This is a genomic window from Nostoc sp., assembly GCF_036919615.1.
In the GTDB taxonomy this organism is placed as follows: domain Bacteria; phylum Cyanobacteriota; class Cyanobacteriia; order Cyanobacteriales; family Nostocaceae; genus Nostoc.
In genome coordinates, this window is record NZ_JBALCN010000085.1 from 1 (window position 1) to 11,217 (window position 11,217).

The window sequence follows — 11,217 nt, forward strand, 5'->3', positions numbered from 1 at the left end:
GTACTCCAAACACCAACTCCTGTACTCCAAACACCAACTCCTGTACTCCAAACACCAACTCCTGTACTCCAAACACCAACTCCTGTACTCCAAACGCCAACTCCTGTACTCCAAACACCAACTCCTGTAGTCCCAACACCAACTCCTGTAGTCCCAACACCAACTCCTGTAGTCCCAACACCAACTCCTGTAGAACCAATACCAACTCCTGTAGTCCCAACACCAACTCCTGTAGTCCCAACACCAACTCCTGTAGTCCCAACACCAACTCCTGTAGAACCTAAACCGACAATACCAACCACATAAACGTAAATTTATACCCAATGCCAAGGGCAAAACTATAACAAGTCTTAACTTCTGCCTCTACAGCCACCAGAGCAAAAAGTGATATTCCCTACGACGAGATAGTAACTGCTAACGCTAGATTAAATCAAGGACAGGACTTACACAGGGTTTACCGGATATCCTTATATAGTTCAATCAGATTCTGTGTGTAAGTTCCCAGGAATTCACTTGTTGCTAAAGAGAACATAAATTTATGACTTTTGATTACGACCTGTTTGTAATTGGTGCTGGTTCTGGAGGTTTGGCGGCTTCCAAACGGGCGGCTAGCTTTGGCGCAAAAGTGGCGATCGCTGAAAATGATTTAGTTGGTGGGACTTGTGTAATTCGCGGTTGCGTTCCCAAAAAACTTATGGTCTATGCCTCTCACTTTCCTGCATTATTCAGTGACGCTTCAGGCTATGGCTGGAAAGTGGGTAATGCGGAGTTGGACTGGGAATATTTCATTACATCTATAGATAAGGAAGTTCGGCGACTGTCGCAACTACATATAAGCTTTTTAGAAAAAGCCGGAGTGGAACTAATTCCTAGTCGCGCCACGTTGGTAGACCCCCACACCGTAGAAGTTGATGGACGTAAAGTTACAGCAGACAAAATTTTAATTGCTGTTGGGGGACGTCCCGTCAAACCAGATTTATCAGGGATGGAATATGGCATTACCTCCAACGAAATCTTTCATCTAAAAGAACAACCAAAACACATCGTTATTATTGGTGCTGGTTATATCGGCACAGAATTTGCCTCTATTATGCGCGGTTTAGGTTCTGAAGTGACACAAATTACCAGAGGTGAAAAAATTTTGAACGGGTTTGATGAGGATGTCCGTATAGAAATCGAAGAGGGGATGACAAACCACGGAATTCGGCTGATTAAGAATAATGTGGTAAAAACAGTTGACGGTGTGCCAGAAGGGTTAAAACTGACTTTATCAGGGGATGATCAACAACCAGTAATTGCCGATGTCTTTTTAATAGCGACCGGTCGGATTCCTAATGTAGATGGATTAGGTTTAAAAAACGCTGGGGTTGATGTTGTCGCCAGTTCTATCGAAGGGCCTGGATACCCAACCACAAGTGCGATTGCTGTCAATGAATATAGTCAAACTAGTCAAACGAATATTTTTGCTGTTGGCGATGTCACTGACCGAATTAATTTAACTCCCGTAGCCATTGGCGAAGGTCGCGCCTTTGCCGATAGTGAATTTGGGAATAACCGCCGCGAATTCAGTCACCAAACTGTACCCACAGCCATATTTTCTAACCCAGAAGCCGCTACAGTCGGCTGGACGGAAGCCGAAGCACGGGAAAAACTCGGTGATGCTGTAACAATTTATCGCACTCGCTTCCGCCCCATGTACCATAGTTTAACTGGTAAGCAAGAGAAGATAATGATGAAGTTGGTGGTTGATAGTAACACCGACAAAGTGCTGGGTGCTCACATGGTGGGTGAAAATGCAGCTGAAATCATTCAAGGTGTGGCGATCGCTGTTAAAATGGGCGCGACCAAAAAAGACTTTGACGCCACTGTGGGTATCCATCCCTCAGCCGCAGAGGAATTTGTCACAATGCGGTAATAAGAAAGAGTTAGGAGTTATGAGTTGAAGAAAGAAACTTAAAACTTAAAATTCTTAACTTCTCACTCCTCCCTCCTAACTATCTACAGCTTTGCAATACATATATCTTCACGGTTTCGCTTCCAGTCCTAATTCTGCCAAAGCGCGGGATATAGGTGATCGCTTTGCCCAAATTCAGACAAAGCTAAAAATTCCCGACTTAAATGCTGGTGATTTTTCGCAGTTGACAATCACTCGTCAGATCACTCAAGTTGCCACAGAATTCAACAATGATTCTACGCCAGTAACGCTCATTGGCTCAAGCTTAGGCGGCTTGACTGCTGCCCACTTGGGACAGCAATATTTACAAGTACAACATCTCGTGCTGCTAGCACCAGCTTTTGGGTTTTTATCCCATTGGTTGCCCAAGCTAGGGGATGAGCAAATACAGCGTTGGCAACAGGAAAAATCTCTGATGATCTACCACTATGGGGAGCAGCGATCGCTTCCTTTAAGTTACGATTTTGTTACAGATGCTGTCCAATACCAAGAAAAGCTTTTGCAACGTCCTATCCCCACGCTAATTTTGCATGGTAAAAAGGATGAAGTCATTCCTATCGAAGCCAGTCGTGACTTTGCGCGTTCGCGTCCTTGGGTGGAGTTAGTCGAACTCGACAGTGACCACGCCTTGGGTAATGTTATGGAAGAAATTTGGCAGGTAATTCGTCTCTTTTGCCAGTTACCTTGAAGTTGTAAAATATTAAACTTAGACCTAACCTAATATTTTCAGTAAGTACTACTTAACTCGTAGATCCAAGCAGGCTATATTTACCCACTATTAAGGATAGTTAGGGAAAAATAAGTCTTTTGTGAACAGTATTGATTTAAAATCTAAAATCTAAAATCTAAAATCTAAAATTGATATGCTTCCCTTCATCCGGTCAGATTTAGCACAATTTACCGCGTACAAACCTCACCCCAGTAGTGATACAGCCGCATCTGTCCCCATACAGTTTGATCGACTGGATACCAATGAAAGCCCCTACGATTTACCACCTGAATTAAAAGAGAAGCTGGCCTGGACGTATCAGCAAGTAATTGAAACAAATCGTTATCCCGATGGCGGACATGAAACACTTAAGGATGCGATCGCCGAATACGTCAACGAGTCAGCCGCCCTTTCACTATCCAATACTGCGGCCAATATTTCTGTTGGCAATGGTTCAGATGAGTTGATCCGCTCTTTATTAATCGCCACCTGTCTAGGAGGAGAAGGTTCAATTCTAGTTGCCAATCCCACTTTCTCTATGTACGGAATTTTGGCACAAACTTTGGGCATTCCTGTAGTGGCGGTGGGTAGAAATGAAACAAATTTTGAAATTGACATCAGCGCTGCACAGTCCGCCATCGAACAAACTCAAAATCCCCCCATTCGCGTAGTTTTTGTAGTGCATCCCAATTCACCGACTGCCAATAGCTTAACTGCCGCAGAGTTGGCATGGTTAAGAAGTTTGAGTGAGGATATTTTGGTAGTAATTGATGAAGCTTACTTTGAATTCAGCCAAACTACTTTGGTAGATGAATTAGCACAGCATCCCAATTGGGTAATATTACGTACTTTTTCTAAAGCCTTCCGATTGGCAGCTATCCGTGTTGGCTATTGCGTCGCTCATCCCGAAGCGATCGCCATTTTAGAAAAAGTTCGCTTACCCTACAATCTCCCCAGCTTTTCTATAGCAGCAGGATTAGTTGCTTTACAAAACCGTACACTCTTGCTTTCGTCAATTCCCCAAACCCTGAGTGAACGAGCCAAACTCATCGAAGTTTTATCCCAGCAACCAGAACTACAAATTACTGTAAGTGCTGCTAACTTTATTTACCTGCGTCTTAAACCAAATAGCTTTAATTCACAAGATGCTGCTTTAAAAACTTTCCACCAGAAACTTAGATCACTCGGCACCCTTGTGCGATACATTAGTGGAGGATTGCGGATTACTGTCGGGACAATAGAGGAAAACACCCGCACTGTTAATCGAGTCCAAGCTGCTTTGGCAAATTTGGAATTTTAACAATTCACTCAGTAATTAAATCGGTTGTTCACTTCACTGCCCAAACGGCGTACTATTCCCACTGTTTGTGGCAGCACACCGACTAAAAGAGCAAAAGCAACATCCGGCAGAAGATCCACTATTTCTGGTGGAAAGTATTGTTCAAATTGATCAAGAATTTTCTGAACTCGCTGCCCAGGAACTGGGTTTTCTGTAATTTGTTTAATCAATCGAATCCACTGTCGCCTAATCAAGTAAGCCTTCTGGCGTTCTTCATTAGATTCGGGAGTTAATAAAGACAGATTACCTATGGGCAATGCTCTTTGGCAATCACAATCGTAATCCCCACCCACCGCAGCCCCAGGCCCAGCAAACTCTGCATGGTAGCGTTTAAAGAGTATTAATCCATTTCGTCTACGACTATTGACGATGAAAACTTCTCCACTGTGCAAACGTGTAAGGATATCCGAACCTTGCGATTGCTCAGTTCCATCTTGCATGACAAGAGAGTCAAGGAAACTAGTTTCAGGGTAATAAGTTGATACCATAGAGGTCTGATAGCGTCGATGCTGTTCGCTATCCATGTTTTTTAAACTTTCAACGAATTTGGTAGTAGTATGCACTTCAAAACGGAACTAGCTGTTATGTCAAATCAGGTTTTTGAATTCTTTTATTATCAAGAGTTTTTTGGTCAATTTACCTAAAATAGCAATAAATAGGTATTGTTTACTAATTGAGTGATCATATTTTATGAGATATAACTAGATTTGTCTTCAAATTCAGAGAGGGTTTTCTTAAAGTTTTTATAAAGATGAATATCTTAATTACAAAGTTATTATGAGGGATTGCTGATTTTCTAAAGTAATTGTACAGCTATTTTCATTATAATTCATTTATTTATCTATATGAAATACTCTAAATAATAGTAATAGTTGTTTAATGACAAATTTAAAAAAACAAAATGTAATATTTAATCATTTAAGTGAACTTTTCCAAAGTTATATTTTTATTATATAATGAATAGGAAAAGCCGGAAAAAGCCTAGATAAAATCTTCTTAAAATAATTATCCAAAGCTAGATATATTTAGCTATTCAGCTAGATTTAGCTAATATTGGCTGAGTTTTTAATTAGGTTAGTTTGTGCTTTGATTGTCGATATTGGTGATAGATTTTCTCCAAATAACTTACAACATGAAAATTTACAATTGCCAAAATAAAATTCAAATAGTGGAATCAAAACTCAGGTGCTTGTGCAAGAACATCTGACTTGAGCGTCCTAGTAAAAATGTATTCCAATTTGATTCGACTTTATGCACGCGATATCCCACCTTGAAATAAAGTTGCCTTGCCTGATGGTTATTTTCCAAAACGTGGAGATATAAGTCTTGAAATCCCCACTCACGAGAGACTTTTTCACAGCTAGTCAGTAACCCTGAAGCCACACCATGTCTACGGTATTTTGGGTGAACCGCTAAATTAGACAAGTAAGGAAAACCCATACCAACCTGACTCCACGAATCAGTGTAACGTACACCCAGTTCCACACTTCCCACTAAGTTATTAGCCGCACCAGTAGTAGCTTCAAAGGCGACTAAACAAATATGACGCGGTGGAGGTGATGCCATGCGATGCCTTAAGTCTTCGTAAATACCCAAACGTAGCAATGGAAAGGCCCATCCCCACATCCCGTTTTGGGAGTGAAAGCTTTCAGCAATAATTTGGGCAACACCGATCAAATCAGCAGATGTAGCTGTACGAATTTGAAATTGGCAGCAAGCTGGATCGATTGGCTGTTGCTGGTATGGATGAAAAAACCGATATTTCAAGGCTAGTTTAGTATTGATTTTATTCAACGAAAATTTTCTCAAATATCCTCATACACCATTTAAACTGAATAAAAACTTCATATCTGCTCAAGAGATTGAACTGACCTAAGATTGCTAATGCACTTTTGCCTGTGGAGCATACAAAGTTTTACACTTTAATTTGGGGCTTTATAGCCTGCATTTTTGAAAGAGTCTTAGAAGTTACAGCTTCATAAATCTACAATCTTAAGTTCAGTAGGTTCAGTGCATCCCTTGCTTTAGGTAGGAAGGATATCAGTCTGTTTACCACAAAAACATCTGTAAAGTCATACAGGTTTAAGTGAATGGGTAGATAAATAGCATAACCTGTCTGTAGGCATAACCTACAAAATTGTTAAGTAAGTACACTAGCGACAAACTCTGGTTACAAATCACCTTTGGTTACAGTACTGAACTTGTTTATGCAATTGCCGCTACACTAACAGGACTTTGCTACTAGGTCATAAGAACAGGCTGTACAGCTACTGGGGAAGAATCCAATTGGTTCCTAATCTTTAACTTTTTAACCACTACCACTTGTCTTAATGATAGTTCTGATTGCTAAATTAGAAAGAGGTATTTGTCTAATAGTATACTTTGGCTTTAAATCTTATTATTTTAATATTGCTGACTCTACCATGACTACCATAAATAAAATTTACCTGCAAGTGTTAGTACAACTGCTGTGAAGGGAAAACTTAATATGCAGCTTCATCTAGATTTTCAGCTAGCTATCAGCGCTGTATGTAGTATCAGACATTGCTCACAGGAGGTAAAGGAAAATTTGGCAAGCAAGCATCAACTCTGTAACACTAAAACTGACTATGAAAGCAATTACACTGCACCAAAGCAAACGGTAATCGGCACAAGCCATTGAGACGAATTACTGTGAGTAAACGCTCCTACACTCAGCAGTCATGTAGCCAAACAGCCTTATTGGTCGAAATGCTCTGCTCTTACCTGACTCAGAAAAATCCTTACCTGATCAGATTATTCTTTATCCGACTGCCGTTGCAGCAGGAAAGCGGTGCATGAAATCCCAAGCAAACAGTAAGCCTAAAATTTTGGTTGTCGATGATGAACCAGACAACCTTGACTTGCTTTACCGCACTTTCTATCGTGACTATAAGGTGCTAAGGGCAACCTCTGGTCCTGCGGCACTCGATCTGCTGGCTCAAGAGGGAGAGATCGCAGTGATTATCTCCGATCAGCGGATGCCGATGATGAGCGGTACAGAATTTTTGAGCCTGACAGCAACTCAATATCCAGATATTATCCGGATTATTTTAACTGGCTACACCGATGTCGAAGACCTGGTGGAAGCAATCAACGCTGGTAAGGTATTCAAATATGTCACTAAACCGTGGGAAGCAGAGGAACTTAAAGTAGTGGTACGCCAAGCTTTGGATACCCACAATGTCCTCAAAGCTCGCACCCGCGAACTTACCCGCACATTCCGACAAGAATCACTGCTGAATACCGTCACAAACACGATTCGCAGTGCTTTAGACTATCGCCAAATTTTGCAGGCAATTGTAGATACAGTAGGCCATATGTTGGAGGTGGATGTCTGCCTGTTGCGTCCCTTCCAAGATGAGCAGTTGGCGGATAAAGGATTCATTTATCAGAAGGCTCTTTCTGAAGCAGCTCTTAAGCAGGGGAGCAGAGGGGAAGTTGCAGTAAGTCTTTCCCCTCTCTCCCCAAAGGGGGATCTGAGTTCCACCATCCCCGCGCCTCTGACTCTTTTGGCTCAGACGGTATGGGAAACCCGCGAAGTCCAGGTGATTCACGATGTTATAGATGATGAACGCATTCACGGTAATACTCCTGAACTGCGCCAGCGTGGGGCAGCTTTTGCTGCTGCTAACATTTGTTCTAGTTTAGTTGTGCCATTGATCTGCCAACAAGAACTGATGGCAGTGCTAGCACTGCACCAGTGCTCTCTACCTCGCTTCTGGGGGGATGATGAGGTGCAGCTAGTGTTGATGGTAGCGGATCAGGCAGCTTTAGCTTTGTCTCAAGCTTATGCTTACGAACAAGTACGTGCTCTTGCCAAGCGAGAAGCCTTAATTAATACGATTACTAGCGCGATTCGCTCTAGCTTAGACCCCCAAGATATCTTTGCGGCTATCACCCAGCAATTGGGACAAGCTTTACAAGTTGATGGCTGTGTCCTGTCTTTGTGGACAGAGGAAGATGAGTTTGTCGAGTGTGTGGGCTTGTATGACAGTTTTCAACATTCGGAAAATTTGCGTAGGCATAGCCCGCCGCAGGCATCGCCAGCCCCAGCCAAAAATTTAAGTAGTAATAATAACCTATTAACACAAAGATTACCTTATTCTCATGCATCTATACAGGAGAATCCAATCCTCCAACAAATGCTACAGACACATGAACCAGTGGTGATTGGTAATGTGGGTCATTCTCACTCAGAAGTGCAGGGTTTTGATTTGCCTTTAAAAATACCAGCGCGATCGCTAATGTTTGTGCCATTATTGGCTGATGGTAAATGTATCGGTAGTATTACCCTGGATGAAGGTAACAAAGTCCGTAGATGGCTGTCATCTGATATTGATTTGGCTAAAGCAGTAGCAGCTCAAGCAGCGATCGCTGTGCAGCAGTCACATTTGTATCAAAAGACTCGCCAACAAGCTGAACGCTTACTGGAATTAGACAAACAAAAAACCGAATTTTTCCAAAATATCTCTCATGAGTTTCGCACACCCATCACCTTGATTCAAGGGCCTTTAGAGTCGGCGGTGGCGGCTGGTGAAGGATTATCTTACTCCCAATGTGCGATCGCCCTGCGTAACTCCCGTCGCCTGCTGCGACTGGTAAATCAATTGCTGGATCTACAACGCCTAGATGCAGGAAGAATGCAGCCTAGTTTCCGTCCTTGCGATCTAGTTGAATTTGTCAGCCAAATTGTCGAGTCTTTTCGCCCCTACTGTGAAAAAAAGGGACAGTATCTCGCCACCCAGTTAGATGAATGTTCTACGGTGTACTTGGATATGGAAAAATTTGACAAGGTGGTTTATAACCTCCTGTCAAATGCCATGAAGTTTACTCCTGAAGGTGGCACGATCAGTATCAGACTAAAATCTGAACATGATCGTTGTATATTGCAAGTACAAGACACTGGAATTGGCATTATTAAAGAACAAATTCCCCACCTATTTGAGCGCTTCCGCCAAGCTGAAGGTTCAGCAAACCGCTCCTATGAAGGCAGTGGTTTGGGTTTAGCTTTAGTTAAAGAATTAGTAGAATTACATGGTGGTCAAGTCACTGTGGAATCAGTTTACGGCGAAGGCACTACCTTTAGTTTATGGCTTTTTACTGGAAATGCTCATTTACCCGCACAGCAAGTACTAGAAACGCCTGCTGAACTGAATACGAGCCGTGCTAGTGTAGAATTGGCTGATTTAGAACTGGTAGGGTCAACAACAGACAATATTGAAGATATTACAAGAAACTTCTCTCCTAATATCGATGCTCAAGACTCAGCACTCAAGACTCAGCACTCAATTTTAGTTGTAGATGATAACCCGGATTTGCGAACCTATGTATCTGAAATTTTCCGCCGCAACGGCTATCATGTACAGACAGCTCGTAACGGTTATGAAGGGCACAGTATAGCTAAGGAAATTATACCCAGCTTGATTGTAACTGACTTAATGATGCCCTTGGTGAGCGGACTTGAGATGATTCAGATGATCCGCAATGAGGAGAAGTTGAAAGGAACACCAATCATTCTGCTGACAGCGAAAGTAGATGAGGAAACCCGCATCGAAGGTACAGAACATGGGGCTGATGCTTATTTAGCAAAACCATTTAATGATCGGGAACTTTTGGCGGAAGTTCGGAATCTTTTAGGATTGAAGGAAAATGAACGACGAATTGTGGAGTTAAATACTTATCTAACAGAATCGGTGCTAAAGCGGTTTTTGCCGGCTGTGTTGGTGCAAAAAGCCGCAACTGGAGATTTAACGTTAGATTTGCGCCCAGAACCACGCTTAATTACAGTTTTGTTTAGTGACATTGTGGGTTTTACACAGCTAGCAAATACTCTCAGATCCCGGCGAGTAGCAGAGTTGCTAAATGAATATTTAGCAGCCATGACCAAGGTTGTATTTGGCAATGGCGGCACTGTAGATAAATTTATGGGAGATGCTATTTTAGCTTTATACGGAGCGCCGGAAGAACTAACCCCTAATGAACAGGTGCGTCGTGCCATCAATACAGCAAGAGCAATGCACCGCTCACTGGCTGACTTGAACCAGCGCTGGCAAGACCAAGGTGTATTCGATGGCGACAAACTTACTAGCGTCCAGTTCCGGTGTGGTATCCACCAAGGTACTGCTGTTGTAGGGATGTTTGGTAGCGCTGAACGTGCCGATTATACTGCCATTGGCCCAAGTGTGAATATTGCTGCAAGGTTGCAAGCTGCCGCTGTTCCCGGTACGATTTTGGTTTCTGCTGCTGTGGCAGATTATTTACAAGAAGAAGAAATTACTAAAGGTAGTCCGCTAGAACTTAAAGGAGTAGATGAAACAGTTTTGACTTTCGCTGTTACACCAGAGATAATGGTTAATCGCTAAAATTTTGACTGGTATTTTAAAGCATTACCAATGAGTAAGAGTGCCTAATCATATCCAGTTTATATAATATGACACCATTGGTTGCAGACAAAACTCCAATTCCAGCTAAGGTCTGGAGACGACATACTGACCCACCAGGTTTGTGGATTTCTGTCGTTATAGGTTCAGTCTCTCTGCACTTGCTGGCGTTCTGGCTGCTGCGCTCATCTAATGCATTTAGTCTGTGGTTTCCCCAGCAAAGTCAATCTGTTGTTCCCATTGAATTGATAGACATTGCTCCCAAAACAAAATCAATAACCAAATCAAAATCAACAGCCAAAACAGTTTCGCCAAAATCACTATCCTCAACTCAAAAGTCTGTACCAGCACGTTCCTCACAAACAGAACGAACTACGCCCAGAAATCAAGATTTTGGCGCAATAAATTCTGCGAATAATCTTCAGCGAAAGAGCCGAACTTACGCCTCTCAACCTAATAGCCAAGCCTTTAGGCAACAGAGAGTTTCCACGCTGACACCGAAACCTACGGCCACACCGAAACCTACGGCCACACCGAAACCTACACCCATAGTTCCAGTCAGGAATTTACCTTGGAACCGCCGTCAAGAAATAAAACTGGGAAAGGGAACGCCACTACCAACAGGTATTCCATCAAATCCACCAGTTTCAGAAGCTGAAAATAGAGAAACCCCACCAACTCGAACTAGGGAAACTCCACCAACTCGAACTAGGGAAACCCCACCAACTCGAACTAGGGAAACCCCACCAACTCGAACTAGGGAAACCCCACCAACTCGAACTAGGGAAACCCCACCAACTCGAACTAGGGAAAC

At 42.6% G+C, this 11,217-nt stretch carries 8 protein-coding genes and 1 pseudogene; 6 read left to right on the forward strand and 3 right to left on the reverse strand.

What is annotated here, in order from left to right; genetic code table 11:
- On the reverse strand, nucleotides 1-302 hold a 302-nt coding region (locus tag V7K48_RS23865), incomplete at its 3' end, for a hypothetical protein (protein WP_335076002.1).
- A gap of 236 nt (nucleotides 303-538) precedes the next feature.
- On the opposite strand from V7K48_RS23865, the gene gor reads away from it, so the two are divergent.
- The 3 genes from gor to V7K48_RS23880 all read left to right on the forward strand — a co-directional run bounded on the left by gor (nucleotide 539) and on the right by V7K48_RS23880 (nucleotide 3,963).
- Nucleotides 539-1,915: a glutathione-disulfide reductase gene (gene gor / locus V7K48_RS23870; RefSeq protein WP_335076004.1), complete on the forward strand. Its 1,377-nt coding sequence runs from the start codon at nucleotides 539-541 to the stop codon at nucleotides 1,913-1,915.
- 91 nt (nucleotides 1,916-2,006) lie between these two features.
- Nucleotides 2,007-2,642: a YqiA/YcfP family alpha/beta fold hydrolase gene (locus V7K48_RS23875; protein WP_335076006.1), complete on the forward strand. Its 636-nt coding sequence runs from the start codon at nucleotides 2,007-2,009 to the stop codon at nucleotides 2,640-2,642.
- Nucleotides 2,643-2,817: 175 nt separating this feature from the next.
- Nucleotides 2,818-3,963, forward strand: a complete 1,146-nt coding sequence (locus V7K48_RS23880; RefSeq protein WP_335076008.1) for a histidinol-phosphate transaminase — start codon at nucleotides 2,818-2,820, stop codon at nucleotides 3,961-3,963.
- An 8-nt stretch (nucleotides 3,964-3,971) separates the two neighbouring features.
- Here V7K48_RS23880 and V7K48_RS23885 read toward each other — a convergent pair whose 3' ends face one another.
- Nucleotides 3,972-4,526, reverse strand: coding sequence for a hypothetical protein (locus V7K48_RS23885; RefSeq protein WP_335076010.1), 555 nt, complete (start codon nucleotides 4,524-4,526; stop codon nucleotides 3,972-3,974).
- Nucleotides 4,527-5,163: 637 nt separating this feature from the next.
- Nucleotides 5,164-5,796, reverse strand: a complete 633-nt coding sequence (locus tag V7K48_RS23890) for a GNAT family N-acetyltransferase (RefSeq protein WP_335076012.1) — start codon at nucleotides 5,794-5,796, stop codon at nucleotides 5,164-5,166.
- Between the two features lie 879 nt (nucleotides 5,797-6,675).
- Between V7K48_RS23890 and V7K48_RS23895 the strand changes: the two genes are divergently transcribed.
- From V7K48_RS23895 to V7K48_RS23905, 3 genes and pseudogenes are all read left to right on the forward strand, one after another.
- Entirely contained in the window at nucleotides 6,676-6,822 is a 147-nt protein-coding gene (locus V7K48_RS23895; RefSeq protein ID WP_322691337.1) for a hypothetical protein, read from the forward strand.
- Nucleotides 6,819-10,385 (forward strand): response regulator, encoded by a 3,567-nt coding sequence (locus V7K48_RS23900; protein ID WP_335076014.1) that lies wholly within the window; start codon nucleotides 6,819-6,821, stop codon nucleotides 10,383-10,385. The genes V7K48_RS23895 and V7K48_RS23900 overlap by 4 nt, the downstream gene beginning before the upstream one ends.
- Nucleotides 10,386-10,453: 68 nt before the next feature.
- Nucleotides 10,454-11,217 (forward strand): annotated as a pseudogene (locus V7K48_RS23905) (hypothetical protein); the annotation flags it as partial.

Excerpts from the sequence above, each read along its gene's own strand:
- gor (WP_335076004.1), top strand. The coding sequence starts at position 539 with ATGACTTTTGATTACGACCTGTTTGTAATTGGTGCTGGTTCTGGAGGT.
- V7K48_RS23880 (WP_335076008.1), top strand. The coding sequence starts at position 2,818 with ATGCTTCCCTTCATCCGGTCAGATTTAGCACAATTTACCGCGTACAAA.
- V7K48_RS23885 (WP_335076010.1), bottom strand. The coding sequence starts at position 4,526 with ATGGATAGCGAACAGCATCGACGCTATCAGACCTCTATGGTATCAACT.
- V7K48_RS23900 (WP_335076014.1), top strand. The coding sequence starts at position 6,819 with ATGAAATCCCAAGCAAACAGTAAGCCTAAAATTTTGGTTGTCGATGAT.